Source organism: Marinovum sp. J2-8 (genome assembly GCF_055808435.1).
In genome coordinates this window covers 22,014-48,179 of record NZ_JBVVRZ010000007.1, presented here as the reverse complement: position 1 = coordinate 48,179, position 26,166 = coordinate 22,014, and the positions used below count along the sequence as shown (strand labels likewise).

The window sequence follows — 26,166 nt, the reverse complement described above, 5'->3', positions numbered from 1 at the left end:
GCCTATCTCCTCTTTGCCGCGCCCCAGGGGCCGACCCGTGCGATCAAATCGTCGCGCCCTGACCGCGCGGGGGTGGGGCGCACCGGCTGCACGGGCGGCGTGACCTCATCCATTGCGGCATCATGTCCAAAGAGTGCGGCACGCGCGCCAACCTTGTCCACTTGATACTCGCGCCGGAGGAAATCAACAACATAGGATCGTTTGGTGTCGGACCAGCCGCGATAGAGTTTATAGAACAACTCTTTGTGGCAGATGAACAATTGCCGGATGTCACTCGGGGCCAGTTCGGCCAGCAGCATGTTGACCAGATCGCGGTCCGGGGTGTCCGCCGCCCGAAGAGACAGGAAATAGGCCGGATGATCAGAGGTGATGCGCGGCCATTTGCCCGCGCCCTCGGCCCATTGCACAAGCTTGTTCAACCCGTGATAGGCCTCTGGCAGGTCGGCGGCATGGCGGCGCGCCAGATGACGAATGTCGCGGCGGGTGGCCCCGGTCAGGTCAATCCCGGCATCCTGGGCGGCATCAACAACGATGAAATCCATCTTTTGCCGCAGGATCGCGCCGGCGTCGATGCCGGGGGATTTGACGATGGGTTCGACCAGATCGTTGTAGTCAAAGAATTTGGCAATCCGATTGCGGTCATTCAGGTCAAAGACATATTTGATCGGCAGATCCGTCAGCATGTCTTTGTCGCCGGCCGTGATCAGCGCCGGGTGATCGACACCGCGAAAGAGATAACAGCCGCCAAAGTGGCTGGTCCAGAAATTGGTCTGGGCGAATTCCATCGTGTCGAGCAGCACGGGATTGCGGATGATGTCGCCGGTGCGCTGGGCGGTGCTGATCATTTTCGCGATCAGCACGTCGTCGAACCAGGCATCCTCGCGGGTCTTGAACTCATCCACCATCTTCGCCAGTCCCTGCGCCTCTTTCAGGGTGCCGCCGGTGGTGTCGGCCTCGACCGTGATCTTGCGGATGTCGAACAGACGGGCGGGGTTGGTGACGGTGAAGACCGAATTCACCAGCTCGCCGGTTACGGCGTCACGGGCCGTAAGGGCAAAGAGCTGGGCCTCATTGGTGGTGATGAACTGCCGCAGGATATTGCGCGAGGTCGAGAAGGTGGCATTCAGCAGCGGCGCGGTTTTCTGGTCAATGGTCAGCAGGATAAACTGCCGGTTGACGCCAGCATGGTTGAGGTATTGCGGATCGCCCAGCTCGTCACCGATTTCGGGCGAAAAGCCGGAGATGTCGATGTGAAAGTCGGTGAGCGCGGTCTGTTTGCCGGTAAGGTGGTCAAGCGCACGGTTATAGCGGTCGACCAAAGCGGGGCTGTCGACGCGGATCAGGTTGCCGAACATGAGGCCGGATTGGATGAGGCGGTTCATAATTTATTCCGGTCAATAGTGGTTGCAGTTTGTGGATTTCATCCTGAATTGCCTGATTGCCGCATCAGTTTCCGCAATTCGTCAATTGAAAGAGGCGGAAATTTGCGGTGAAGCATTGCGTGGCAGTTTGGACATACGGGCACCAAGTCAACGGTAGGGTCGATGTTTCTTAGGCCTTTTGTCAAAGATACCGGATTGACATGATGGACGTGGATGAACCCAGCTCCGACTGGGCCATACGTCTTCTCGAAATCGATATCGCAGACTTTGCATTGGGTGCCATTTGCTTGCAAGCAAACTTGGCGTGCTTTGGAGTTTCGCTCGATAATACTCACTGTAACTCGTTTTTTTGCGCCTTCTGGATATTTCGAAGCGAGATGTTCAGGAAGTTCATCAGCGAGTAGAGGCACGTATGCTTTCTTGAGAGCGATCCAATCGGCACCGATTTTTATAAGCTCGGCTGCGTGTAGTTCTTCAATGACCTCAGTAATAATGCTCGGCGATTTTTCATAATCCGGATTGCCTTGAACCATGACAAAAAAGACCAGATCGTAGCCTTCGGCTGTAACGAGATCTAATTTCTTGATGGCATCGGAGTATCCGGGTTGTCGTCTACCACGGAAGCGCTCCCAACTCTCGGAGAGAATAACACTAGAAGAAATCATTACTTAGGGTATTCCAAGCGCCAAATATCACTCTTTTTTTGCTGTGGTCGACAGCGCACCAACTCCAACGTTGATTGGCATATTCTGCACCAAGTTTTCTAAAAAAAGCAGTTCTACTCAAATGTTCTGCCTCCAATATTCTGAAACAACGGAATATCTTGATTTCCCTTGCTCGTGCTGAGCGCGCCGATCGACCTCACCACACTCAGATGTATTGCGAACAACACGCTGCCGCAGCCCCGGACTTGATCCGGGGCCTCACGTCCAGCCTTGCGATAAGGTCCCGGATCAAGTCCGGGACTGCGGAGGGCAAAGATCATCCTTTCCCCTCCAAATACCGCCGTTTCGCCTCTTCCTGTCGCCCATACTCTCGCACCATGCCGTCTATCGCCACCTCGTCTGACTTGTCGGCATAGCGGAACTCTAAATCCGCGTAGCGGTTGATTTCTTGCAGTACCATTTCCGGCGTGATTGGCACCCGCAGTTCGGCAATCATCGCGCGTTTAGTGTCGTAGTCGCGGAACAGGAACAATTCGGGGTTTTCCATCCATTCATCCGGCAGTTCGAAATCCATCGCCCGCACCTTGACCGCGTCGGTGATGTTCTTGATGGCACGTCCGGTAAAACGTTCGTCCGCCTCCTGAATGGCCTTCAGGTAGGTGCCCATCTTGGCAATCGTGTCCAGATCGCCAACCGTCGATTGCACCCGGTCGAACACCGCCAGCAACCCGGCCTCATGCGGGCGGGAATGCGAGGCGAAGCTGGCGGACACGGCTTTCTTGATTTCCTGCGCGGCAAAGGCCGCGTGATCACCCAGCGGAATGTCGTGGTTTTTGCCCATCAGCAGGTGCAGGATGTCGATGTAATCTTCGCGTGTGCGCGGCCCATCGACCAGAAACCGGGCCCCGGCGCGTTGGCGCAGGGCGTCGTCGACGTTTTCGGGATAGTTCGAGAACATGCCAAAGGTGCAATTGCCGCGCACCACGGTGTTGGCGCCGGCGAAGCTCTCCATCAACACAGCGGTGATTTCGAGCTGCCCGGCGCTGGACTGACGGTCGCCGCGTTTGCCGGCCAGCTGGTCAATGTCGTCGATGGTGCCAAACCCGATCACATTGGGGTCGATGATGTTGTTGATAAACGCCTTGGCGTTCTGGCCCGACTTGCCCTGATAGCTGTCGATATTGTCGGTCGACAGGTTCTGGTAGCGAAAGGGATAGTCGGCCACCTTGCAATAATCGTTGATCAGGCCCGCCATCATCTGGATCAGCGTCGTCTTGCCCGTGCCCGGTTTGCCATCCCCCATGAAGGTAAAGATGAAGCCGCCCAAATCGGCAAAGGGGTTCAGCTTGCGGGTGAAATCATAGGCCATGAGCATCTTTGACAGCCGCAGCGCCTGATATTTGGCGATATGGTTGCCGACGACCTCGTTCGGTTTCTTGAACGTCATGGTCAGGGTGGTCGATTTCGCCTTGGCCGCCGGGGTAAAGCCGCGAAGGGTCAGGTCGTCGGCCTCGACATGCCAGGTGGCCCCGGTGAAGGGGGCAAGACGGGGGGCAGAGCCCGCGCGCCGGGCGGTTTTGTCCATCACCTGTTCGGCAAAGGCGGTGATCGTGGCGATCAGATGGGCGTCGTCGGGGGCGTGCGCCTCGATATCCTGTTCCAGCTCCCACAGCAGGCCATGCAGGGCGATCTGGCCATTGTCGGTGATCAGCTCCTCGACTTCGCCAATCTCTACCGTGGTTTCAGAGGTATGCGCGGACAGCAGATAGGCGGTGGCATTGGCCCAGGCATGGGCGGTGATCAGCGCCTCGGCGGTCAGAAGCTCGGTGAATTCGGATTTGCGGTTGGCGGGCAGGGCCCCTTGCAGGTTCGCGCGTTTGAGGTCGGCGAGGCCGGTCGCCTCGGCGTAGCTTTCCGCAACGGCCTGCGCGATGGAAATGGCGCGGCGCAGGGCGTGCAGGGTGGTGGCCTGTTGCGGCGAGGTCAGGGTGTCGTCGTCATCCGCGCCCTCGATCGTGGTACGCAGTTGCACGCCGTGTTTGGCCGCGCTGCGACGGGTCGCAAGACCGGGGGTGGTGGAGCGGAACCGACGCGCACGCGGGATGCCGGGGGACCGCTCTCCGGCGTCGGCTGGAGAATTCTGCACCGCAATGCGGGGCGTGTGGTCAAAGCCGGTCAAAAGCGCGGTGGCGGCCGGGTAATGTTTGCGAATGTCTTCTTCGCGAAGTTCCATCTGGTCGCTGGTCTGGCTCATAATAAAATCTCCTGAACGGCGCGCGGTGAAGGCGCACCCATCGGGTCAATAGGAAAGGACGCGGCCGCCGGGGCTGACCACGAATTTGCGCACATTGGCAAAACCGGGTGGGTTCTTTTCGGCCAGCACCTGAAACGGGCGTTGCGGCAAGATGATGGCGCGGCTGGTTTCGGTCGCGCCGGTGTCGATGCCGCGGCCCGAAAATGGGTCAAGCGCGAAGACCTCACGCTCGACGGTGGAAAACCATCCGGCGCGCTCTTCCTTTACCCGTTCGCTTTCCAGCATTTCCGAGGTCCAGGCCAGGGTCCAATCCTCGCCCGGGGGGGATTTCGCCTCGGCCAGCACATCGCGGATTGGCCCGGTCTGGCGGGTGAAGGCATGGGAATACATCGGCCCGATGTGAAACCGGCGCAGGCGTTTGGGGTGGAGATCGTCAAAACTTTCGTCAAAGCCGCGCGCAATGGTCAGAAGCTTCAGCGCGCCGAGGCTCTGGCCCATCAAATGGCGCTGCACCTCGGGCCAGCGGCGTTCATCCTTGGGCAGGGCGGTTCTGCCGCTGTCGTCCAGTTCCAGCAGATAGATCGTCGGCAGGTTGATCTGGCTGTCATAAACCGCCCAATGAATGCGGTAGCTGCGGCGGTTTTCAAACCCGGACACCCAGTCGATGCGCGGGTCCATGCGGGCCCAGAACAAATGCCCGCGCGCCAATTCTTCGTAATACAGCCGCTGGGACAGGGCAAATTGCAGCTTGGTCGGCAGCGCCTTGTCGGTGATGATCTGGCTGATCATCTGATCCTTCAGCGCATTTGCCGACGGCATGTTTTCCAGGTGCTGGTCCGCCTGCTGGGCGTCATTGGCCATGACAAGCAGCTCCTGAAACGCCGGAAAGCCGCTTTCGCTGTCGTCGATGGCCAAAGAACCAAAGAATTGCCCGGTGTCGCGCCCGACCAGAAGATATTTCATGCTGAGTGCCTTGAACGTATAGGCGATGCCGCGAATGTAGCGCGCAAGAATTTTCACATCGTTGCGGTCAAGACTGCCTTCGGCCTCCATAACACCGGCAACACGGCCCAAGTGGCCGGTGATAGCCTCGAACTTCTGAAAGTAGCGGCGGCTGGCGAAGGTTTCGGTCAGCCCATGGTGTTCGGTGACAACGTCAGTCATGGCATCCTTCTGGATCAAAACGCCTGTACGGCGCGTGACAGGCCGCGCAGGGCCTGAAAAAACCGGTTGCACCCATCCTCGGCACAGCCGTCCGAGAACAGGATCACCCCGAAAATTGCAACCGCCAAAATCAGGCAGATGGTGACAACAGCCCCACGTGACATGCGGGATCAGCCGCCATAGGCGTTGCTGTCATGCTTTTCGACAATCGACGCAAACCGACGGGCAAAGCGTTCGTCGGCCTTGGCCTTGGCCTCCAGCACTTCACGCGCAAACACCATATGGTCCTCATGCGATTCCAGCATGTCGGCCATTTTCTGGTTGGTTGCGGTGCCGATGGCGGCCATGGCGGTCTGGGCCTCCTGATCCGTTTTCACGCCGATTTCGTTGATCCGGTGGGCCACGTCCTGCTGTTGGGCGGTTTTCAGCGATTTTGACAGCGCATCATAGAGCACCACACGTTGCTTGGTGTCTGTTTGCAGTTTGTTGATCAGCACCATCTGGGTCGCGGATTGGTTTTGCAGACTGTCGACCCAGGACTTGCCCTTTTCGATATAGCGTTCCAGCGTCTGGCTCTTGGCCAGCTTGACCTGTTCCTGCTGGACCAGATCGTTATAGGCCTTGTTCAGATCGGCGAGTTCGGTTTCCAGCTTGGTGCGCGCGGCGGCGTCTTGTTCGACCGCGATCTTGTTTTCGACTTCGATGATCTTGGGGTCCATGCCGAGGATCTCGGCCTTCAGGGCCTCCAGCTCACCCACGGTGAATTCGCGTTCGTCCAGGGTTTCGGTCAGGTTGGTTTCGACCTTGGATTTCTGTTCGGTCAGGACAGCCAGCTGGTTTTCCAGCAGCTTGGTGATGATATCGGATTTCGAGATCAGATCCTGCAATTTGTCGTCGATATTGGCGGTCTTCATCCGTTCCTGACGCAGCGCATCAGAGCGGTCCTTGGAGAAGAAGCCGACAAAGCTTTCCCAGCCGGTTTTCGACCGCATTTCGTCGAAATCGCGGGAAAAGGCGGCGGTGACATCGTCCAGCCCCATGATCAGCTCGGCGATATTGGCGTTCATGACGCTGGTGTGGTTGTGCACGTCCTGAAGGGTGGCGTTTTCCACGTCAATGTCGGTCTCGATGCCCTGCTTCATCTTTTCGCGGGCGGTGTCGATGCGGCTGGTGATTTCGGAAATCTTGGATTGAGCTTCGGCAACCTGGGTTTGGCTTTCCCGCAGTTGGGCGTCGAAATTGGACATGGAAATTCCCCCTTTTTGCAAATCTTGCAGTGGATATGGGTAATGTTATGCCGGTTTACATCGGCCTGGCTGTGTTTTCTGATAAACTGTGGCAAATGTGTTGGCCAAAGGGAAGGTCAGAATTTCCAGACCCGGGTGTTGGGGGGCTGGTGACATCGGGTTTGGCTGTGGGATGCGTTGGATCGGTGGTGGGCAGTCCCTTCAAACCACAGGATGTATGGCGGGACTGCCCCCCAAACCGCAGGATAGATGGGGGGCCAGCCCCCCAAACCGCAGGATAGATGGGGGGCCAGCCCCCCAAACCCCCCGGGATATTTCTGGTCAGATGAAATTGGGATGGCGTCTGTGGTGGCGATAAAGTGCTGTTAGGGGGTGTTGATGCCGCAGTTTCGTCATTGTGAGGTATACATATGGCGGGCTTTGCTTTAGTGGGCACTTTTTCACCTATGGCCCCGACTCGTGATGAGGCGAATTGCCGGGTGCCCCTTTGCAGAACGGTTTCGCGATGAACCAGCCCCTTCTTGATGCGCTTGCCGAGCGTGGTTACGATACATTGACGCCTGTGCAGGAGGCGGTAACCGATCCCGAACTGCATGCTGCGGACCTTTTGGTGTCGGCACAGACCGGGTCCGGCAAGACCGTCGGGTTTGGTTTGGCGATTGGGCCGACCTTGCTGGATGGGGCCACAATGGCCGCACCGGCGGCGGCGCCGCTGGCCTTGATCATTGCGCCAACCCGTGAATTGGCATTCCAGGTGATGCGCGAGTTGGAGTGGCTTTATGCCAAGGCCGGTGCGCGGGTTGTGTCCTGTGTCGGGGGGATGGACACACGGACCGAACGCCGGGCGCTGGAACGGGGGGCGCATATTGTTGTCGGCACGCCCGGCCGTCTGCGCGATCACATCACCCGGGGTGCGCTGGACATGACCAGCCTGCGGGCTGTGGTGCTGGACGAAGCGGATAAGATGCTGGACCTTGGGTTCCGCGAAGATCTTGAATTCATGCTGGGTGCTGCGCCGGAAGACCGGCGGACCTTGCTGTTTTCGGCGACTGTGCCGCCGATGATTGCCAAGCTGGCCAAAGAATATCAACGCGATGCCGTGCGCGTTCAAACCGTTTCCGAGAAAAGCCAGCACGCCGATATCAGCTATCAGGCGCTGCGCGTGGCGCATCAGGATGCTGAAAATGCCATTATCAACGTTTTGCGGTTCCATGAAGCGCAGAACGCGATTGTCTTTGCCAACACGCGGGCGACGGTCAACCGGTTGACTGCGCGTTTGTCGAACCGAGGGTTTTCGGTTGTGTGCCTGTCGGGCGAGTTGAGCCAACAGGAGCGGACCCATGCGCTTCAGGCGATGCGGGACGGTCGGGCGCGGGTTTGTGTGGCGACCGATGTGGCTGCGCGCGGGATTGACCTGCCGAACCTGGAATTGGTGATCCACGCGGAATTGCCGTCGAATGCCGAGAAGTCTTTTGCACCGGTCCGGCCGTACCGGTCGCGCCGGGCGCAAGGGGACGTCGGCGTTGATTGTGCCGCCAAAAGTGGTGAAGAAGGCCGAGCGCCTGCTGAAATTCGCCAAGATCACTGCGGAATGGGGGACAGCGCCCAGTTTCGAAGACGTGTTGCAGCGCGATGAAGAGCGGCTGTTGAACGATCCGCAGTGGGCGGCAGAGATTGCCCCGGATGAAGCGGATTTTGCGGCGCGTCTGTTGGATTTGCATTCGCCGGAAACGATTGCGGCGGCCTATCTGCGGCTTTACCGGGCGCGCAATTCTGCGCCAGAGGAATTGGCCGCACCGGATGCCCGTCCCGAACGCAAAGAGCGCAAGCCCTTTGGGCCGAGCGCCTGGTTTGCGCTGTCGGTGGGCCGGGATGACCGGGCCGAGCCGCGTTGGATTTTGCCGTTGCTGTGCCGGGCCGGTGGTCTGGACAAGGATGCCATTGGTGCAATCCGGGTGCAGCAGAGCGAGACTTTTGTGGAGCTGACCGAGGCCAGCGCGTCGGGGTTCTTGTCGAAACTGGGTGAAAACGGTGTGCTGGAGGATGGTGTGACCGTGCGCCGGTTTGAGGGCACGCCGGGTTTTGCGCGTCAGTCAGAGTCCGCACCGTCGCGCAAACCCGCGCATAAGGCGCCTTACAAAGGCGACAAACGTGGGTCCGACAAACCCCGTGGTCCCGCGCCAGAGCGCCATCAGTCAGGTGCAGAAAGCCGCGCGCCGAAACCGGCCCCCAAGCCGAAACCCGCGCCGGTCGATCCAGAGGTGCATGCGCCGGCGAAACCTCGTAGCAAGCCCGCAGGGAAACCTGTGGCGAAGCATGATGGTGACGGCGCCAAGCGTGGTTTCGACAAGCCGGGCAAACCAGCGCACAAGGGCGGCGGCAAGCCCGGTGGAAAATTTGGCGGTAAACCGGCAGGCAAACCCGGTGGCGGCAAGCCGTCCGGTGGCAAGCCATCGGGCAGCAAGCCGGCAGGACCGCGACCCGGGGCCTCTGATACCTCGAAGCGATTTGCCCCCCCCAAGGGCGCAGGGCGCGGCAAGCCTGGCAAACGGACGGGCAATGGCATGCAGTCGCCGACGCGGCGCAAGCCCTGAGATATGGCTGGGGGCCAGCCCCCCGGCCTTTGGCCGTCCCCCGGGATATTTTTGAACAGAAGAAGCCCCCCGGACATTTAGGGGGGGCATTCAGCCATCAATAAGAGATAATCCGGCGGCAAGCGCGGCAATCAAGGCGCGGCGCCGGTGCCGCAGCGGAAAACGTTTCGGCGGTGCGGCAAAGGCGGCCGGATAGGGTGTGTCGGGGCATTTGCCCTGGACCAGATCCGCCAGAAGTTTGCCGCCATAGGTGCCCATCGCCAGGCCGTTGCCATGATAGGCGAGGCTGGCAAAGGCGCCGGGCATGTCCGGGATCGGCCCGACAAAGGGTGTTCGGTTGCGCGCCAGACAGACCAGCCCAGACCAGAAGTGCGGGCGTTCCACCGCGGCCCAGGCCGGGAACATTGTTTCGAAATCACGATGGATTCTGGCCCGCAGGCGCGCGTTGCTGCGCGGGGTGGCATAGACGCCGCCGCGCATTCCGAACAGAAAACGATTGTCGGGCAGAAGCCGAAAGTAATGCAGCAGGCTGCGGGTGTCATAGGCCATTTGTCGGCTGGTCCAGCCTTGGGCGGCTAGTTCGGTTTGGGTCAGCGGCCGGGTGGCGATGATGTTGGATTGCAGTGGCAGATAACGGGCGCGCAGCCAGTCGGGGATATCCTCGCTTGAGTAGCCATTGGTGGCGAGGATCAGTTTTTTGGCGTGGAGCTGCCCGCCGGGGGTGGTCAGGGTGAAGCCGCCGTTCCGGGTGATCGCGGTCACCGGGGAGCTGTCATGCAGGATGGCGCCGGCGTCTTTGGCCGCGTCCGCCAGACCATGGACATATTTTCCGGGGTTGAGCGCAAAGCCAAGCGGGATGGTCATGCCGCCGTGGAACGGGCCGCTTATCCCCAGCGCGGTCAGGTCGGTTGCGTCATGCAGGATCGGCGTGATTGCGTAATCCTGCGTGATGTTGGGCAGTTCATGGCGCAGCGCGGCCATGTGGCGCGGGCGATGCGCAAGGATGGTTTCGCCTTCGGAATGGCGATCCGCCGCGATACCATGGTCGTCCAGCAGATCGCCAACCAGTGCAATGGCGGCTTTTTCGGCGTCGCGCAGGCTTTGGCGGCCATCGGGCCCGTATTTGCGTTGCAATTCGCCATTGCTGACCATGCTGCTGCCAAGACAGCAGAAGCCGCCATTGCGCCCGGAGGCGCCCCAGCCGACGTGCTTGGCCTCTAACACTGTGGCGCCGATTCCGGCCTGTGCCAGATGCAATGCGGCGGACAATCCGGTGAAGCCGCCCCCGATAATGGCGACCTCTGTGGTTGCTGTGTCTTGCAGGGGCGGGTTTGGCGCAACGTCCCTGCGCCAAAGGCAATCCTGAACCGCAGCGTCGGAATAGGCCCAATCTTCGTAGATGCGGTGCATCAGCTGGTGCGCATTGCGGCGCGTTCTTCGGCCTGTTGCCGGGTGCTGGCGCGTTTTGATGCCAGAGATGCGGTGATGACCCCGACGGTCACAATGGCGATCATGATGGTCGACAGCGCGTTGATTTCCGGGCTGACGCCCAGACGCACGGCCGAGAAGATCTTGATCGGCAGGGTGGTCGCCGACGGCCCGGCGGTGAAGGACGCAATCACCAGATCATCCAGCGACAGGGTAAAGGCCAGAAGCCAGCCGGAAATCACCGCAGGCGCAATGATCGGCAGGGTGACAAGGCGAAAGGCGTCAAACGGCGTACAGCCGAGGTCCAGCGCGGCCTCTTCCAGCGATTGGTCAAAACTAACCAAACGTGACGACACCACAACCGAGACATAGCACATCGAAAACGTGGTATGCGCCAGAATGATGGTCACTATGCCCCGGTCCAGCCCGATGCCGATGAACAACAGCAACAGGGACAGGCCGGTGATCACCTCTGGCATCACCAGCGGCGCATAGATCATGCCGGAAAACAGCGTGCGCCCGGCAAAACGCCCGGCCCGCACCAGTACCAGCGCCGCCATCGTGCCCAGAACCGTGGCGATGGTCGAGCTGACCACGGCAACCCGGATCGTGACCCATGCGGCGTCGAGGAAGGCCTCGTTCTGCAGCAGCTCGCCGTACCATTTGGTGGAAAACCCGGCCCAGACCGTCACCAGTTTGGATTCGTTAAACGAATAGATCACCAGAATGATCATCGGCAGGTAGAGGAAGGCAAACCCCAGCGTCAGCGAGACCACATTGAAAGCGGAAAAACGTCTAATCCCTCGGCCTCGCGCTGTTTTTGTTCATTACGCTGGAACAGGATGATTGGCACAATCAGGATCAGCAGCAGGATCACCGCCACGGCGCTGGCCACCGGCCAATCGCGGTTGTTGAAGAATTCCTCAAACAACACTTTGCCGATCATCAATGTGCCAGATCCGCCCAGAAGCGACGGGATCACGAATTCGCCGACCACCGGGATAAAGACAAGGAAACAGCCCGCGATGATGCCCTGTTTCGACAGGGGGACCGTGACCAGCCAGAATGCGGTCAGACGGGAACAGCCGAGGTCTTCGGCCGCCTCCAGCAGGCTGTCATCCATCTTTTCCAGCGCGGAATAGATCGGCAGGATCATGAACGGCAGGTAGGTATAGACAATGCCGATATAGACGGCGGTATTGGTGTTGAGGATCACCAGAGGCTCGGAAATTAGCCCAGTCCAGAGCAGAAAGGCATTCAACAGCCCCTCGTTCGACAGGATGCCCATCCATGCATAGACCCGGATCAGGAAGGAGGTCCAGAATGGCAGGATCACCAGCATCAGCAGCGTGGGCCGCCATTCCGGCGCGGCACGTGCCATGGCATAGGCCATGGGATACCCCGCCAAGAGGGTGAGCACCGTTGCGATAAAGGCGATCTTCACGGACGACAGATAGGCCTTCCAGTACAGCGCATCTTCGGTCAGCCAGATATAGTTTTCCATGTCGAGCTGGGACAGGAAGGCGCGCACCGCGGCCCAGCCACCCGCCAGATCAAGCGTCGGGGTGTACGGCGGGATTGCGATCGCTGTGTCCGAGAGCGAGATCTTGAACACGATCAGGAAGGGCACAAGGAACAGCGCCAGAAGCCAGAGATAGGGCACGGCAATCAGGGTCAGGCGGCGCATCCCCTCAACCCTCCAACATCACGGCGGCGGTGTCGGTCCAGCTGAGCCAGACCGGGTCTTCCCATGTCAGCGTCCGGCGCGACAGGCGGCGGGTGTTGGCGGTCTGGGCCTTCATCATCCGCCCGCCGGGCAGTTCGACGTGATAGGTCGAGATATTGCCGAGATAAGCGATGTCGATGATCTTGCCCGCGATCTTGTTTCTTGCGTCCGGCTCATCGGTGCTGATCGCCACCTTTTCCGGGCGCATCGCCAGAAAACAGCGTTGGCCATTGGCAAAGTCGCGGGTTGATTTGGCGTGAAAGGCCGACTGGCCCTCGGCCCATGCGATGTCATACCCGGCGCTGCCGGGGGTTGCGGTGCCTTCGATAATGTTCACATCGCCAATGAAATCCGCGACATAGACCGAATTCGGCTGTTCATAGATGTCGGCGGGGGTGGCGACCTGCACAATCCGGCCCTCGTCCATCACCGCAACGCGGGAGGCCACGGTCATCGCCTCTTCCTGATCATGGGTGACAATCACGAATGTTGTGCCGGTCTTTTCCTGAATATCCATCAGCTCGAACTGGGTTTGCTGGCGCAATTTGGCGTCCAGCGCGCCCAAAGGTTCGTCCAGCAACAACAGTTTCGGCGCCTTGGCCAATGACCGGGCCAACGCGACACGTTGCCGTTGGCCGCCGGAAATCTGATGCGGTTTGCGGGCGCCAAAGCGTTCCAGCTTGGTCAGGCGCAGCATTTCGGCGACGCGCGCCGCGATTTCGTCCTTGGGTTTGCCTTCGCGTTTCAGGCCAAAGGCAATGTTGTCCGCCACGGTCAGATGCGGGAAAAGCGCATAGGATTGGAACATCATGTTCACAGCGCGTTTGTTCGGCGGGATATTGGCGACGTCCTGCCCGGCGATCAGGATCTGGCCATCCGTAGGGGTTTCAAACCCTGCCAACATGCGCATCATCGTCGTCTTGCCACAGCCCGACGGGCCGAGCAACGCAAAGAATTCCTTCGCGTAGATGTCCTGGGTCAGGTTGTCGATTGCGGTGAAATCGCCGAACCGTTTGGTGACATTGCGGAACTGGATCAACGGTTTTTCGTCCGGATCGTTCCAGGGGGCAAAGACAGATTCAGCCATGTACGCTCCTGCAAAGGCAAACGCCCGCACCGGGGTGGCGCGGGCGTGAAAAGTGGATCAGGTGCCGGACTTGATCTTGGTCCAGAGCCGGGTGACCACACGTTGAACCTTGGCCGGATATGGCGTGGTGGTATAGGTGTTGTCCATTGCTTCAGGCGTTGGATAGATCGCCGGATCGGTGATCACATCCTCTTCGAGGAACTCCTGCGAGGCCTTGTTGCCGTTGGCGTAGTAGACATAGTTCGACGCGGCGGCCATGTTTTCGGCGTCCATGATGAAGTTCAGGAACGTCAGCGCGCCTTCGGGGTTGGGCGCGTCGACCGGAATGGCCATCATGTCGAACCACATCTGCGCGCCTTCGCTGGGCGCGTAGTAGCCGATTTCGACGCCATTGTCGGCCTCGGCGGCGCGGTCACGCGATTGCAGCACATCGCCGGACCAGCCCACCGCAACACAGATGTCGCCATTGGCCAGACCGTTGACGTATTCCGAGGAATGGAACTTCTGGATATAGTCGCGCACCGGGGCAAAGACCGCTTCGGCCTTGGCAATCACCTCCGGGTCATGGCTGTCGGGATCTTCGCCGATATAGTTCAGCGCGGCGGGGATCATTTCCGCAGGCGCATCGAGGAAATGCACGCCGCAATCGGCCAGCTTTTCCATATTCTCGGCCTTGAACACCAGGTCCCAGCTATCCACCGGGGCGTCTTCGCCCAGGATTTCGCGGACCTTGCCAAGGTTCACACCCAGACCCGTGGTGCCCCACATATAGTTGATGGCATGGGCGTTGTCGGGGTCATATTTCGCGGTGCGATCCGAAATCACATCCCACATGTTGCCAATGTTGGGCAGTTTGGATTTGTCCAAAGGCTGGAACGCGCAGGCCTGAATCTGGCGTTGCAGGAAGGTGCCGGTTGGCACCACAACGTCATAGCCCGACCCACCGGCCAGCATCTTGGTTTCCAGAACCTCGTTGCTGTCAAACACGTCATAGATCAGTTCGATGCCGGTTTCGGCCTCGAACTTTTCCAGCAGTGCTTCGTCGATGTAGTCGGACCAGTTATAGACCCGGACCTCTTCCGCTGCCGCCATGCCGGCGCTGAGGGCCAGCGCAGCGGTGCAAATCATCAGAGAATTCTTCATTTTCGGCTCCCGTGGGGTTCATGACGGTCATTTGTGCTTGCCGCCTTGGCCCGATTTGATCAAATTATGCCTTACCTGGCAATATGGAAATGCTTCCACGGGCAGGGTAAAGTCGCAAGACCCCATCGAGAGGCGAAAAATCAGGCAGATGACCGAGATCGCGAAACAGCCCGCTGAAACCATGCTGCCCGTGCATGAACAGGTCTATCGCCGCGTGCGTGATTTGTTGCTGTTTGGGGAATTGCCGCCCGGTGCGCCGGTGACAATCCAGGGACTGACCGAGGGTCTCGATGTGGGCATGACCCCGGTGCGCGAAGCAATCCGGCGATTGACCGCTGAGGGCGCGCTGAGCTTTCAGGGCAATCGCCGGGTGTCGGTGCCGGTGCTGGACGCCGGGGCCATCAGCGAGCTGATCCATGCCCGCGTGGCAATAGAGCCAGAGTTGACGCGCCGGGCCTGTCGGGTTGCGACCTCGGGCGATATTGCGGCCTTGGCGGCGATTGACGATCGGTTGGATCTGGCCATCTCTCAGGGGGATGTGCGCGGATATCTGGAACAGAACTATCGCTTTCATCTGCATCTTTATGGGTTGGCGCAGGCCCCGATCCTTCAGGAATTGGCCGAGGGGCTGTGGCTTCGGTTCGGGCCATCGCTGCGGGTGGTCTGTGGTCGGTATGGCACCCAGAATTTGCCGGATCAGCACAAGGCGATCCTGACCGCGATGGCGCAGGGCGACGCCTCTGCCGCGGCAAAAGCCATGGAAGAAGATGTGCGTCAGGGCATCGCACAATTCTGGAGACGCTGGCATAAGCTTGCCTGCGGGGGCGCTGCGTGCTGATTCGATTGACAGCGCATAATTTGATCATATTCTGCGGCAAAGAGTGTTGCGTGCAAGGAACCCCGCCATGAACATGATCACCAATCACCCGCCGACCGAAGAGCTTCAGGCGCTGGACGCCGCCCATCACATGCATCCCTTTACTGCGGGTGGCGCGTTGGCCGAAAAAGGCGCACGTGTGATGACCCGTGCAAATGGCATCTGGATCACCGACAGCGAAGGTCGGGAAATTCTGGACGCCATGGCCGGGCTTTGGTGTGTGAATATCGGCTATGGCCGCGACAGCCTGGCCGATGTGGCCGCGCGGCAAATGCGCGAATTGCCGTATTACAACACGTTTTTCCAGACCACCCATGTGCCCGCGATTGCGCTGGCGAAAAAGATTGCCGAACTGGCGCCGGGTGATCTGAACCATGTGTTTTTTGCCGGGTCCGGGTCCGAGGCAAATGACACCAACATTCGTATGGTGCGCCACTACTGGGCCATGAAGGGCCAGCCAGAGCGCAATATCATCATCAGCCGCAAGAACGCCTATCACGGCTCGACCGTTGGGTCGGGGTCGCTTGGGGGGATGTCGGGAATGCATGCCCAGGGTGGTCTGCCGATCCCGGACATTCACCACATCAACCAGCCGAATTGGTGGGCCGAAGGCGGCGATATGGACCCAGAGGCATTTGGGCTGGCCCGCGCACAGGAGCTGGAGACCGCGATACTGGAGCTTGGCCCCGAGCGGGTAGGCGCCTTTATCGGCGAACCGGTGCAGGGCGCAGGCGGTGTGATTGTCGCCCCGGACAGCTATTGGCCGGAAATCCAGCGGATTACGACAAATACGGTATTCTATTGATCGCGGATAAGGTGATCTGTGGCTTTGGCCGCACCGGCAATTGGTTCGGGTCGCAGACCGTCGGCATCACCCCCCACATCATGACCATCGCCAAGGGTCTGTCGTCGGGCTATGCGCCGATTGGCGGCTCTGTTGTCTGTGACGAGGTGGCGAATGTGATCGCGCAGGGCGAGTTCAACCACGGCTATACCTATTCCGGGCATCCGGTGGCCGCGGCGGTCGCCTTGGAAAACCTGCGCATTCTGGAGGATGAAAAGGTCGTCGAACATGTGCGTGACGTCGCTGGCCCCTATCTGAAAAAGAAATGGGAGGCATTGGCCGATCATCCGCTGGTGGGCGAGGCAAAGATTTCCGGCCTGATGGCGTCGATTGCCCTGACTCCGAACAAGGCGACCCGCGCCAAATTCGCCGCCGAAGCGGGCACAGTGGGCTGGGTCTGTCGCGACATCTGTTTCGGCAATGATCTGATCATGCGGCATGTCGGGGACCGGATGATTGTCTCGCCGCCTTTGGTCATCACCCCGGAAGAGATCGACATCTTGATCGAACGGGCCACGCGGTCGCTGGATCAGGCGTTCGACAAGATCAAGGCGCAGGGGCTCTACGTCGCGGCCTGATTGCCGCAACGGATTTTCGGCCCTTATTCATTGCGTGAATTCATGGCGTGTGCGTTTGTGCTTTGCGCGCACCGCTATGTCACGGTTGTGTATGGACCCTTTTAACCGGGGCGGCACTGCTGTATCAGGCGCACATTTGAACCGAAGTCGAAGGAAAAGGAACCTATGGGGTATCGAATCGTCGTCGCAGGCGCCACTGGCAACGTGGGCCGCGAAATGCTCAACATCCTCGCCGAACGGGAATTCCCGGTTGACGAAATCGCAGCACTGGCCAGCCGCCGGTCGCTGGGCACAGAGGTGAGCTTTGGCGACAAGACGCTCAAGACGAAGGATATCGAAGGGTTCGATTTTTCCGGCTGGGACATGGCGCTGTTTGCTATCGGCTCTGAGGCCACAAAGAAATATGCGCCCATCGCGGCGGCTGCGGGCTGTGTGGTGATCGACAATTCGTCGCTGTATCGCTACGACCCGGATGTGCCTTTGATCGTGCCAGAGGTGAATGCCGATGACATCGTGGGCTATTCGAAAAAGAACATCATCGCCAATCCGAATTGTTCGACCGCACAGATGGTTGTGGCGTTGAAGCCGCTGCATGACCGTGCGCGGATCAAACGGGTTGTGGTCAGCACCTATCAATCGGTGTCCGGCGCGGGCAAGGACGGCATTGACGAGCTGTGGGACCAGACCAAAGCGGTCTATAACCCCACCGACGACAAACCGGCCCGGCAGTTCACCAAGCAGATTGCATTCAACGTCATTCCCCATATCGACGTCTTCATGGAAGACGGATCGACCAAAGAGGAATGGAAAATGGTGGCCGAGACCAAAAAGATTGTCGATCCGGCGATCAAGGTCACCGCGACCTGTGTGCGGGTGCCGGTGTTTGTCGGCCACTCAGAAGCGCTGAACATCGAATTCGAGGAATTCCTCGATGAAGATGAGGCGCGCGATATCCTGCGGGAAGCGCCGGGAATCATGGTGATCGACAAACGCGAAGACGGCGGATACGTCACCCCGGTGGAATGTGTGGGCGATTTTGCGACATTTATCAGCCGCATTCGTCAGGATTCGACCATCGAAAACGGTCTGAATCTGTGGTGCGTGAGTGACAATCTGCGCAAAGGTGCGGCGCTGAACGCGGTGCAAATCGCCGAAACTCTGGGCAACCGGGTGTTGAAAAAAGGGTGACGCGTTCTTCGTGTTACGATGTTTTCAGAGCCGCCTTCGGGCGGCTCTTTTTGTGTTTGGCGGTGCGATGCCATCCCCGGTTTGCGGTGTGGTTTCCAGCACCCGATCGACCAGATGGCGGTGGGCGTGACCGGGGAATGGGGCCTTAAATCGACGCATCAAGGTGGCATAGCTGGCGCCCAGTTCCGAGGCTTTGCACAGTCGGGCCCCTTCGGGGAAACTGTACATCGCAAGGCCGCCGCCCGCCTCGCGCAGTTCGTAACCTTCTGATTTCAATTTATTTTGCAGATCCAACCAGGTTTTCGCCGCGGCCATGTCCGCCGCGAGGAGCGCACGCAAGGGCGCGAGGAGCCGCTCATCCGCCCTGACAGGCGTCTTCGCATTTCGGCGCACGCGTCGCAATTCGGCGGCCAGCGCATCGCGCACGACTTGCCCAACCGTGATATCCCGCTCACGGGCCAGGTGTTCTGTCGCCCGCAAAAGCGGGGTGTCAATCTTCATATGGATTTGTTGCCACCGCATGCAGACCAGATTTGCGCAACTTGGTAAACCATCGGTAAACGCACGGTCGATTGATGTCGCATTCACGGTGCTGAAATAAAGTGTTGCCCGTCGCAATCATTGCGCAATATCTGAAAAATGTGGCCGCGTTTCTGACGCATTTTCATGGAAACCTTGATGGATCAAAGGTTCGTGGAACGGAGTTAAGGACATGATACACCACCAGGATTTCATCGCAGTATCCGGCCCGTCACAGACACGCTGGCGCGGTGCGCAACCCAGCAATCGGCTGGATTGCGAAACCGGGGTCTTGTTGCGGTCGCTGTTGCAGCCGGTCTTTCAGCAAGCCACCAGCTGGGCCAATCTGCGGCGCAAACTGGCGCGTAAGGGCTTTGGGCTTGGGTTTCACAAGGGCCGGTTGGTGTTGACCAATTCGGACAGCGGCGAACGTATTTGTTCCTGCAAATTTCTCGGTCATCCGTTGCAGTCGCTGTCGCGCCGCTTGGGGCGGGCGCGGGTTCTGGCGTCGCATGACGGAAACGGGCACGGCACGATTCTGGCCTGAAAGGCCGCTCAGACCCAAATTTCGGCCCGAGACTTACAAGAGCCTCAGGCCCAGTCGCCCCAAGTTGGCCAAGGCCAACCCGGAGCGTAACCTGTTATCCCACCGGGCGGAATTGATCCGACGCCGGTAGATATTCTTCCAGAGCACCTTCGCCGATCCCGGTCCAAAGGCCATGCAGGGACAGTTCGCCACTGTCGACCCTGCTTGACACAAACGGGAAGGTCATCAGGTTCTCAAGCGAGATCACAACCGATCGTTTTTCCAGAGCGCGCGATTGTTGTTCGCCCTTTTCCAGATCTTTGATCGCTTCATACCCGGGGCGCAGAATATCCATCCAGCGTCCAACAAAGCTGTCCGGGCGATCAAGCTCGGGCGCGTGGCCGTCGCACATGTCGATACATCCCTGCACGCCGCCACATTGCGAATGCCCCAGAACAATCAAATGCGCGACATTCAGCGCCGTAACCGCATATTCCACCGCAGCGGATGTGCCGTGGTGGTCGCCGTCGGGCGCGTAGGGCGGGATCAGATTGGCGATATTGCGGTGAATGAAAAATTCCCCGGTGTCGGCGCCAAAAATGGATGTCACATGCACCCGGCTGTCGCAGCAGGAGACCACCATCGCACGTGGTCGCTGACCCTCTGTCGCAAGACGTTTATACCATGCGGCATTTTCGGCGTAATCTGTGGCCTTCCAGCCCTGGTAACGTTGCACCAGGTATTTCGGCAATGGTTTGGCATGTAGCATCGGCGGACTCCCGTCTGTGTCTGGTCGCTGCGGCAGGTCTGACACTGGTAAATAGGCGCAAACTTCTACGAATTCGAGCAATATTATGCTTCTGCGGCAAGGTTTCGCAAACTCTTTGCCATCATGGTGCACCCAAGCTGTGGGGGCTGTGAGGAAAGGTGAGAATTTGGAACAGGTGCGCATGTTAGCATATGAAGAAGGCGTTCGGTTGGATCAGGACCGAATTCAGGAACTTTACCGGCAAATGGGCAATGAAGGGGCCGAAGATGTGGTTTGCCGCGCGTTGGAGGAAATTGCGGTGCGCATGTCCTATGCGAATAAACTGCACAAGCGCGGCGAATTGGCGGATTTGCGCAAATGTCTGCGGTCATTGGCAAAAATCGCAGAACAGGTTGGCATGATGGATCTGGCACATGTGGCACGCGATGTGTGTACCTGTGTGGATCAGGCCGATCCGGTGGCATTGGCGGCGACCCTGTCGCGCTTGGCGCGCACCGGTGAACGATCGCTGAGCGCGATTTGGGAGATGCAGGAATTCCTGATGTAGGCCGGATATGAACCGGGGGCTGGGAATGCGGGCATCTGGGCCTTGCGGGCGCTGACAGAACGACTAGGGTTTTTGGCAAACATCTGTCCGGAGACTTTTCATGCTGTCGCACCCCGACCTGACCTTTGCCGAACCCGGCACGCCGTCCATTCCTTTGGCTTTGCTGACTGCCGAGGCGTTTGACGGCTGGAAACTGGCGCAGGACGCCGCGCGCGCAGCTGGGCCGAGACAGGCGGATTTGTGGCCGGACCCGGCCAGGTGCTGTTGTTTCCCGGTGAAAACGGCGGGGCCGAGGCCGCATTGGGTGGGGTTGGTACGGCGCAGGATCGCGCACGTGGGCGTTTTGCCCTTGCTGCCGTGGCGCAAAACCTGCCTGCGGGCACCTATCACATCGAAAGCGGGCTGCCGCAGGCCATCGAAGACATCGAAGCCGAATTGCTCGGCTGGCTGTTAAGCAATTATCGGTTTGAAAAATACAAGAAAACCGGCAAGGCCGCAGTGCGATTGATCGCACCCGAAGGCGTGGATGTCGCCCGAATCGAGGCGATTGCCGCTGGCGAGGCGCTGACCCGTGATCTGATCAACACCCCGGCGAATGATATGACGCCGGATGGGCTTCAGGCGGCGGCCGCTGCTCTGGCTGCCGAGTTTGATGCGGGGTGCGAGGTGATCAGCGGCACAGAGTTGTTGGCACAGAATTTCCCGATGATTCACACGGTGGGACGGGCATCGGATTGTCCGCCGCGGTTGATTGACATGCATTGGGGCATTGAGGGGCCGAAATTGACCCTGGTGGGCAAAGGTGTGTGTTTCGATACCGGCGGGCTGAACCTGAAACCCGGTGCCTCCATGGGGCTGATGAAAAAGGACATGGGCGGCGCGGCCACGGTTCTTGGGCTGGCCCGGATGATCATGGCGCTGAATCTGCCCTTGCAATTGCGGGTGTTGATCCCGGCGGTGGAAAATTCGGTGTCTGCGGGGGCGTTTCGGCCCGGTGACATCCTGACGTCGCGAAAAGGTCTGACCGTTGAAATCAACAATACCGACGCCGAAGGGCGCTTGGTGTTGGCCGATGCGCTGGCGCTTGCGGTCGAGGAGCCCACGGATTTGGTAATCTCCATGGCCACCCTGACCGGCGCGGCGCGGGTGGCGGTGGGGCCGGATCTGTCGCCGTTCTTCAGCGATGATGCCACGGCGGCGGCGCTGGAACCTGCGGGGCGGCGGGCGCATGACCCGCTTTGGCGGATGCCATTCTGGGATCCATACGAAACGATGATCGAACCGGGGATCGCCGATCTCGACAATGCGCCAAAAGGCGGGTTTGCCGGGGCGATCACCGCCGCATTGTTCCTGCGCCGGTTTGTTGACAGCGAAACACGCTATGCGCATTTCGACATCTATGGCTGGCAGCCTGATGCCAAACCCGCCCGTCCCAAGGGCGGCGTCGGCATGGGGGCACGTGCAATCCTGGCGGCATTGCCCGAGCTTCTGGCGCTGGAGGGCTAGGCCGTGGCCAGCGACAAACGGGTTGTGAAATCCAACGGCCGGGTGGCGCATTCCTCGCTCAAGGGGCATGTCGCGGCCGAAGATTTCACCGATGGTGAAAGCTGGCAGGTGGTCGCGGGCAAGGCGATCATCAGCGATGCGGCGGGGATCAAACGGGAACGGGAGTTGATCCAGGGTGAGAGCTTCCGCGTGCTTGAGGTGCGGGATCGCATGGCCTTTGGCTATAGCGAGACCAATGGATATGTCGGTTATGTCGACACGCTTGCCTTGGCCCAGGGGATGCCAGAGCCGACCCATCGCGTCGCGGCGCGCATGACCTATTCCAAGGCGGCACCGGATCTGAAGGCCCGTAACGAGGTTGCGCATCTGTCACATGGCGCGCGGGTCGCGGTTCAGGGTCACAGCGGTGACTGGACCGAGATCGCGACCCATGCCGGGGACGAGGGCGGGCCAGCCACGGTCTGGGTGCCGACCCAGCATCTTTTACCGCTTGACCATATCGAAGATGACCCGGTGTCGGTGGCCGAAATCTTTCTCGGCACGCCATATCTTTGGGGCGGGAATACGTCTTTTGGGCTGGATTGTTCCGGTCTGGTCCAGGCGGCGCTGACAAGCTGTGGCTATGACTGCCCCGGCGATTCCGATCTGCAAGAGGATGTTCTGGGCATCAGCCTGCCGCAACATGTGCCCCTGCAACGGGGCGATCTGTTGTTCTGGCCGGGGCATGTCGGCATGGTCGCGTCAGAGCAGATGTTTCTGCATGCCAACGCCCATCACATGGCAGTGGCCTATGAACCGTTGACCGAGGTGTTTGCGCGCATTGGTCGGCGGGGGGCCGATTCCGTGCGCCGCCGGGTGCGGCTCGACCCTGCCGCGCGAAAGCTGCAATAGCAGTTGGCGGCAATCGGCGCGCGCGGTATCAGAGTTTGCTGTCGACAGCGCGCAGCTGGCGGGCGCGGGTCAGGATCGCATCCTCGATCGCGCGGGCGGTATCGGCGCTGACCGGACCAGAGCGGGTTTGCAACGCCAGGTTCAAAGACCGGGCATCAAGCGCGGGATCCTTGACAAAAATCGTTGCACGATAGGCGCGTCCGCCACCGGGAGGGGTGCCGTAACCGGTCACAATCACACCGGTAAAGGGATCAACCGATTCTACCGGCAGGAAATCCAGCACCTCAAGCGAGGCGTTCCAGATGTACTTGTTCACCCGCCCGACACGTGCGCGATCCTGTGGACCGGCAAAGAAATCCCAGATGGTCGAACGTGGGCGGCCCCGATCCCCATAGATCTCCTCGTCGAGGATTTCGTTCGGGTCACGACCTGGCTGGAACTTTGTGCTACAGGCCGTCAGCGCAAAAGTGGCCGCAGCCAGAAGAATCACGGCTTTTCTGGAAATGGCGGTCATAAACTGGCTCCTGCCCGGTCGTATTTGTTCGGTTCAATGCCTTCAATACAATCCGAGACCCGCAACGACAAGATCCTCATTTATTGTTTGGATTCCGTGGCCTTTGTCCCTGCGGCAAAACTGCGGTAATAAGGTGAGGTTCCGGCGTGAAAATTCTTGTGACAAATGCGCACCACTCGCGGCCTTGTTGTTGCCGCGATTTCGCCACCGCTTGCATCAAGGGGGGCACTGGGTGCAAGACATCTGCATCGAAGCCGGGCGACCGGTTTGGTACGTGCTTAAAGACACATGAGGGAAACAATGAAAAACATTCTGTTCGCTACCACCGCGTTGGTCGCAACTGCCGGTATCGCTTCGGCAGAAGTCGCAGGTTCCGGTCCCGGTACCGTCAACATTTCCGGTTGGGCCGAAATGGGCGTAATCGGTGGTTCGGAAATCGAATCGCAGTTCTGGACCGACATCGACGTTGAATTCCGTATGTCCGGCACAGCCGACAACGGTCTGACATTCGGTGCAGGCGTTGACCTGGACGAAAACGGCGCATTCACCGGCACAACCGAAGGCGGCGAGTTCGTATTCGTCTCCTACGGCGCAGCGACCCTGACCATGGGCGACACCGACGGTGCATTCGACGCAGCACTGACCGAAGTTAACTACGCATCGGGTTCGATCGACAACTCCGAAACAGCCCACGCTGGTTTCTCCGGCAACGGCGGCGTTGGCCTCTTCGGCGCAGGCGTTCTGATGGTTCCTGGCGCGCAGCTCGGCACCGGTCTTGACGCAGCTTACGACGGTCAAATCGCACGCTTCGACTATGCGTTCGAAGGCATCACCGCATCGGTTTCGGCTGAAATCGACGACACAGGCGCCGGCGACCCGATCTGGGGTCTTGGTGTTGCATACGCGGGTGAATTCTCCGGCGTAGCGGTTGGCTTTGGTCTTGGTTACCAAGCGACTGCCGACTTCGGCGGTTCCGACACCGAAATCAGCGTTTGGGGTCTGTCGGCTGACGCGGGCTTCTCGAACGGTGTGACCGTTGGTCTGAACTACTCGCAAATGGACATCGAAGGTGTTGATGACACGCTGGATCACGGCGCCATCGGTATCGGTTACGAGATGAACGCAATCGCGGTTGGCCTGAACTACGGTCACTACACCTCGGACGACGAAGAACTGGCATCGGGCTTCGGTCTGGCCGCTTCGTACGACCTGGGCGGCGGTCTGGTTGGTCAATTCGGTTACGGCTCCTCGAGCCTGGACTTGGGTTTCGCAACTCTGGTTGGCTCCGAAGAAGAGTTCAACACATGGTCGCTTGGTCTGGCAATGTCGTTCTAAGAACGTCACACCAGTCTTGGTTAGGGAAGAGCGGGCCTTTGGGTCCGCTCTTTTCTTTTTCGGCAACGTTTTCTTTTGGCCGCCCCGGTGATAGCAGGGGACAAGAGCAAAAGAGCCCAGTCATGCCGCCCCTTTCGAAACTTCAGATACAACAGAAATTCGCAATGGCGCAGAGCCGGATGAAATCCGGTGATCTGGCAGCCGCGCGTGATCTTTTGACCCAGGTTCACAAAGCCACCCCCGCAGCGGCAGAGCCATTGTTCCATCTTGGTCGCATTGCGCGAACCTTGGGCGAACTGGGGCAGGCGAAGGACCATTTTGGTGCAGCGCGGCGATTGAAACCCAATGAACCGGCTATTCTGACGGCCTTGGGCGAGGTTCAGGCCCTGATCGGCGACACCAAAGGTGCGGCGAAAACCCATGATGCGTTGATCGCCCTGCGCCCCGGGCATCCCAAGCCGCTGGCCGACAAGGCGCTGTTCCTGCAACAACAGGGCGATTTTGACGCTGCAGAGGCGCTGTTCAAGAAGGCGCTGCGGCGCGCACCCGACAGTGGTGAATTGTACCGCATGTGGCTGGGTGGGCGCAAAATCGTCAAGGGTGACCCGCTGCTGCGCAAGATGCAGGACCTTTATGCCCATCCCGCAATGAGCGACACCGGGCGTATTCATCTGGGCTTTGCCCTGGCCAAGGCGATGGAAGACATCGGCGCCTATGACCGGGTCTTTCCCTATCTGCAAAAAGCCAACAAGCTACAACGTCAGGCTTTCCCCTATAATCCGGCAGTGCGCGAAGGCGAGGTTGCCGGGCTGATCGCAGCCTCGGCAGATATCGGCACGCCGATCGACACGGATTTTGCGCCGATCATCGTGACCGGTTTGCCGCGGTCGGGCACCACGCTTGTGGAACAGATCCTTGCGGCACATGACGATGTGCGGGCGGGCGGGGAATCTTCGGCACCATTGCGGCTGGCCTTTGGTCTGTTTGGCGCGCCACCGAAGACCACGCCGCTACATGAAATTCCTGACGACACTTTGCGGAGCTTTGCCCAAGGGTATGACCAACATGTCTTGTCGCGGTTTGGCCGCGCGCCCGGCACAAGGGTCACGGACAAGTCCATTCAGACGCATCTGATCCTGGGCCATATCCACCGCGCCATGCCAAAGGCCAATCTGATCGTGGTGCGCCGTGATCCGCGCGACATTGCGCTGTCGATCTACAAGAATTATTTCGAGGGCGGCAGCCACCGCTATTCCAACGATCTGGCGGATCTGGCCAAATATATCAAAAGCTTTGACCGTATTGTCGCCTTCTGGAAACAGCGGTTGAAATCTGCATGAAATCGCTTATGAAGATCTGATTGCCGATCCAGAGCCTCAGGC

22 protein-coding genes and 2 pseudogenes are annotated in these 26,166 nt (G+C 59.5%); 10 read left to right on the top strand and 14 right to left on the bottom strand.

What is annotated here, in order from left to right; genetic code table 11:
* Positions 1-2 precede the first annotated feature (2 nt).
* The 6 genes from AC0L4F_RS18700 to AC0L4F_RS18675 all read right to left on the bottom strand — a co-directional run bounded on the left by AC0L4F_RS18700 (position 3) and on the right by AC0L4F_RS18675 (position 6,712).
* Positions 3-1,382 carry a DUF6638 family protein gene (locus tag AC0L4F_RS18700; RefSeq protein WP_244690916.1) on the bottom strand — a complete coding sequence of 460 codons (1,380 nt, stop codon included), beginning with the start codon at positions 1,380-1,382 and terminating at the stop codon, positions 3-5.
* A 38-nt stretch (positions 1,383-1,420) separates the two neighbouring features.
* Positions 1,421-2,047, bottom strand: a complete 627-nt coding sequence (locus AC0L4F_RS18695) for an HNH endonuclease (RefSeq protein ID WP_244690915.1) — start codon at positions 2,045-2,047, stop codon at positions 1,421-1,423.
* Between the two features lie 316 nt (positions 2,048-2,363).
* A complete protein-coding gene (locus tag AC0L4F_RS18690) occupies positions 2,364-4,301 on the bottom strand; it encodes an AAA family ATPase (protein WP_244690914.1) in 1,938 nt (645 codons plus the stop codon).
* 45 nt (positions 4,302-4,346) lie between these two features.
* Entirely contained in the window at positions 4,347-5,465 is a 1,119-nt protein-coding gene (locus tag AC0L4F_RS18685) for a hypothetical protein (RefSeq protein WP_244690913.1), read from the bottom strand.
* A 14-nt stretch (positions 5,466-5,479) separates the two neighbouring features.
* Positions 5,480-5,629 (bottom strand): hypothetical protein, encoded by a 150-nt coding sequence (locus AC0L4F_RS18680; protein ID WP_244690912.1) that lies wholly within the window; start codon positions 5,627-5,629, stop codon positions 5,480-5,482.
* Positions 5,630-5,635: 6 nt separating this feature from the next.
* Complete coding sequence (locus tag AC0L4F_RS18675) at positions 5,636-6,712, bottom strand: coiled-coil domain-containing protein (protein ID WP_244690911.1); 1,077 nt, start codon at positions 6,710-6,712, stop codon at positions 5,636-5,638.
* A 505-nt stretch (positions 6,713-7,217) separates the two neighbouring features.
* Here AC0L4F_RS18675 and AC0L4F_RS18670 point away from each other — a divergent pair.
* Positions 7,218-9,306 (top strand): annotated as a pseudogene (locus AC0L4F_RS18670) (DEAD/DEAH box helicase).
* 90 nt (positions 9,307-9,396) lie between these two features.
* Here the strand turns inward: AC0L4F_RS18670 and AC0L4F_RS18665 are convergent.
* The 5 genes from AC0L4F_RS18665 to AC0L4F_RS18645 are packed head-to-tail and all read right to left on the bottom strand — an operon-like array spanning position 9,397 to position 14,690.
* The gene (locus tag AC0L4F_RS18665) at positions 9,397-10,716 is read right to left on the bottom strand and encodes an NAD(P)/FAD-dependent oxidoreductase (RefSeq protein ID WP_244690910.1); all 1,320 of its coding nucleotides are present in this window, start codon (positions 10,714-10,716) and stop codon (positions 9,397-9,399) included.
* Positions 10,716-11,534, bottom strand: a complete 819-nt coding sequence (locus tag AC0L4F_RS18660) for an ABC transporter permease (protein WP_244691013.1) — start codon at positions 11,532-11,534, stop codon at positions 10,716-10,718. Before AC0L4F_RS18660 ends, AC0L4F_RS18665 begins: the two co-directional genes overlap by 1 nt.
* Complete coding sequence (locus tag AC0L4F_RS18655) at positions 11,498-12,421, bottom strand: ABC transporter permease subunit (protein WP_244690909.1); 924 nt, start codon at positions 12,419-12,421, stop codon at positions 11,498-11,500. The genes AC0L4F_RS18660 and AC0L4F_RS18655 overlap by 37 nt, the downstream gene beginning before the upstream one ends.
* A gap of 4 nt (positions 12,422-12,425) precedes the next feature.
* Positions 12,426-13,547: an ABC transporter ATP-binding protein gene (locus tag AC0L4F_RS18650; RefSeq protein ID WP_244690908.1), complete on the bottom strand. Its 1,122-nt coding sequence runs from the start codon at positions 13,545-13,547 to the stop codon at positions 12,426-12,428.
* A 57-nt stretch (positions 13,548-13,604) separates the two neighbouring features.
* Positions 13,605-14,690 (bottom strand): polyamine ABC transporter substrate-binding protein, encoded by a 1,086-nt coding sequence (locus AC0L4F_RS18645; RefSeq protein WP_244690907.1) that lies wholly within the window; start codon positions 14,688-14,690, stop codon positions 13,605-13,607.
* Positions 14,691-14,838: 148 nt separating this feature from the next.
* Here AC0L4F_RS18645 and AC0L4F_RS18640 point away from each other — a divergent pair, with 148 nt between their 5' ends.
* From AC0L4F_RS18640 to AC0L4F_RS18630, 3 genes and pseudogenes are all read left to right on the top strand, one after another.
* Complete coding sequence (locus tag AC0L4F_RS18640) at positions 14,839-15,528, top strand: GntR family transcriptional regulator (protein ID WP_244690906.1); 690 nt, start codon at positions 14,839-14,841, stop codon at positions 15,526-15,528.
* Between the two features lie 67 nt (positions 15,529-15,595).
* A pseudogene (locus AC0L4F_RS18635) lies at positions 15,596-16,989 on the top strand (aspartate aminotransferase family protein).
* Positions 16,990-17,154: 165 nt separating this feature from the next.
* On the top strand, positions 17,155-18,177 hold the full coding sequence (locus AC0L4F_RS18630) for an aspartate-semialdehyde dehydrogenase (RefSeq protein ID WP_244690905.1): 1,023 nt from the start codon (positions 17,155-17,157) through the stop codon (positions 18,175-18,177).
* 24 nt (positions 18,178-18,201) lie between these two features.
* Here the strand turns inward: AC0L4F_RS18630 and AC0L4F_RS18625 are convergent, their stop codons facing one another.
* Positions 18,202-18,678: a hypothetical protein gene (locus tag AC0L4F_RS18625; RefSeq protein WP_244690904.1), complete on the bottom strand. Its 477-nt coding sequence runs from the start codon at positions 18,676-18,678 to the stop codon at positions 18,202-18,204.
* A gap of 211 nt (positions 18,679-18,889) precedes the next feature.
* Between AC0L4F_RS18625 and AC0L4F_RS18620 the strand changes: the two genes are divergently transcribed.
* Complete coding sequence (locus tag AC0L4F_RS18620) at positions 18,890-19,243, top strand: hypothetical protein (protein WP_244690903.1); 354 nt, start codon at positions 18,890-18,892, stop codon at positions 19,241-19,243.
* 94 nt (positions 19,244-19,337) lie between these two features.
* Here the strand turns inward: AC0L4F_RS18620 and AC0L4F_RS18615 are convergent, their stop codons facing one another.
* A complete protein-coding gene (locus tag AC0L4F_RS18615) occupies positions 19,338-19,991 on the bottom strand; it encodes a carbonic anhydrase (protein WP_244690902.1) in 654 nt (217 codons plus the stop codon).
* Positions 19,992-20,172: 181 nt separating this feature from the next.
* On the opposite strand from AC0L4F_RS18615, the gene AC0L4F_RS18610 reads away from it, so the two are divergent.
* From AC0L4F_RS18610 to AC0L4F_RS18600, 3 genes are all read left to right on the top strand, one after another.
* A complete protein-coding gene (locus AC0L4F_RS18610) occupies positions 20,173-20,538 on the top strand; it encodes a hypothetical protein (RefSeq protein WP_244690901.1) in 366 nt (121 codons plus the stop codon).
* Between the two features lie 240 nt (positions 20,539-20,778).
* Positions 20,779-22,044 carry a leucyl aminopeptidase family protein gene (locus AC0L4F_RS18605; protein ID WP_348524129.1) on the top strand — a complete coding sequence of 422 codons (1,266 nt, stop codon included), beginning with the start codon at positions 20,779-20,781 and terminating at the stop codon, positions 22,042-22,044.
* A 3-nt stretch (positions 22,045-22,047) separates the two neighbouring features.
* Positions 22,048-22,935, top strand: coding sequence for a C40 family peptidase (locus AC0L4F_RS18600; protein WP_244690900.1), 888 nt, complete (start codon positions 22,048-22,050; stop codon positions 22,933-22,935).
* Positions 22,936-22,963: 28 nt separating this feature from the next.
* Here the strand turns inward: AC0L4F_RS18600 and AC0L4F_RS18595 are convergent, their stop codons facing one another.
* Complete coding sequence (locus tag AC0L4F_RS18595) at positions 22,964-23,449, bottom strand: DUF3576 domain-containing protein (RefSeq protein ID WP_244690899.1); 486 nt, start codon at positions 23,447-23,449, stop codon at positions 22,964-22,966.
* A gap of 300 nt (positions 23,450-23,749) precedes the next feature.
* On the opposite strand from AC0L4F_RS18595, the gene AC0L4F_RS18590 reads away from it, so the two are divergent.
* Both AC0L4F_RS18590 and AC0L4F_RS18585 read left to right on the top strand, forming a co-directional pair.
* The gene (locus tag AC0L4F_RS18590; protein WP_244690898.1) at positions 23,750-24,784 is read left to right on the top strand and encodes a porin; all 1,035 of its coding nucleotides are present in this window, start codon (positions 23,750-23,752) and stop codon (positions 24,782-24,784) included.
* A 122-nt stretch (positions 24,785-24,906) separates the two neighbouring features.
* Complete coding sequence (locus AC0L4F_RS18585; RefSeq protein ID WP_244690897.1) at positions 24,907-26,124, top strand: sulfotransferase family protein; 1,218 nt, start codon at positions 24,907-24,909, stop codon at positions 26,122-26,124.
* The last annotated feature ends 42 nt before the right edge of the window (positions 26,125-26,166 follow it).

Bases quoted from the DNA above. Each gene is read 5' to 3' on its own strand.
- AC0L4F_RS18700 (WP_244690916.1), bottom strand. From the start codon at position 1,382: ATGAACCGCCTCATCCAATCCGGCCTCATGTTCGGCAACCTGATCCGC.
- AC0L4F_RS18695 (WP_244690915.1), bottom strand. From the start codon at position 2,047: ATGATTTCTTCTAGTGTTATTCTCTCCGAGAGTTGGGAGCGCTTCCGT.
- AC0L4F_RS18690 (WP_244690914.1), bottom strand. From the start codon at position 4,301: ATGAGCCAGACCAGCGACCAGATGGAACTTCGCGAAGAAGACATTCGC.
- AC0L4F_RS18685 (WP_244690913.1), bottom strand. From the start codon at position 5,465: ATGACTGACGTTGTCACCGAACACCATGGGCTGACCGAAACCTTCGCC.
- AC0L4F_RS18680 (WP_244690912.1), bottom strand. From the start codon at position 5,629: ATGTCACGTGGGGCTGTTGTCACCATCTGCCTGATTTTGGCGGTTGCA.
- AC0L4F_RS18675 (WP_244690911.1), bottom strand. From the start codon at position 6,712: ATGTCCAATTTCGACGCCCAACTGCGGGAAAGCCAAACCCAGGTTGCC.
- AC0L4F_RS18665 (WP_244690910.1), bottom strand. From the start codon at position 10,716: ATGCACCGCATCTACGAAGATTGGGCCTATTCCGACGCTGCGGTTCAG.
- AC0L4F_RS18655 (WP_244690909.1), bottom strand. From the start codon at position 12,421: ATGCGCCGCCTGACCCTGATTGCCGTGCCCTATCTCTGGCTTCTGGCG.
- AC0L4F_RS18650 (WP_244690908.1), bottom strand. From the start codon at position 13,547: ATGGCTGAATCTGTCTTTGCCCCCTGGAACGATCCGGACGAAAAACCG.
- AC0L4F_RS18645 (WP_244690907.1), bottom strand. From the start codon at position 14,690: ATGAAGAATTCTCTGATGATTTGCACCGCTGCGCTGGCCCTCAGCGCC.
- AC0L4F_RS18640 (WP_244690906.1), top strand. From the start codon at position 14,839: ATGACCGAGATCGCGAAACAGCCCGCTGAAACCATGCTGCCCGTGCAT.
- AC0L4F_RS18630 (WP_244690905.1), top strand. From the start codon at position 17,155: ATGGGGTATCGAATCGTCGTCGCAGGCGCCACTGGCAACGTGGGCCGC.
- AC0L4F_RS18625 (WP_244690904.1), bottom strand. From the start codon at position 18,678: ATGAAGATTGACACCCCGCTTTTGCGGGCGACAGAACACCTGGCCCGT.
- AC0L4F_RS18620 (WP_244690903.1), top strand. From the start codon at position 18,890: ATGATACACCACCAGGATTTCATCGCAGTATCCGGCCCGTCACAGACA.
- AC0L4F_RS18615 (WP_244690902.1), bottom strand. From the start codon at position 19,991: ATGCTACATGCCAAACCATTGCCGAAATACCTGGTGCAACGTTACCAG.
- AC0L4F_RS18610 (WP_244690901.1), top strand. From the start codon at position 20,173: ATGTTAGCATATGAAGAAGGCGTTCGGTTGGATCAGGACCGAATTCAG.
- AC0L4F_RS18595 (WP_244690899.1), bottom strand. From the start codon at position 23,449: ATGACCGCCATTTCCAGAAAAGCCGTGATTCTTCTGGCTGCGGCCACT.
- AC0L4F_RS18590 (WP_244690898.1), top strand. From the start codon at position 23,750: ATGAAAAACATTCTGTTCGCTACCACCGCGTTGGTCGCAACTGCCGGT.
- AC0L4F_RS18585 (WP_244690897.1), top strand. From the start codon at position 24,907: ATGCCGCCCCTTTCGAAACTTCAGATACAACAGAAATTCGCAATGGCG.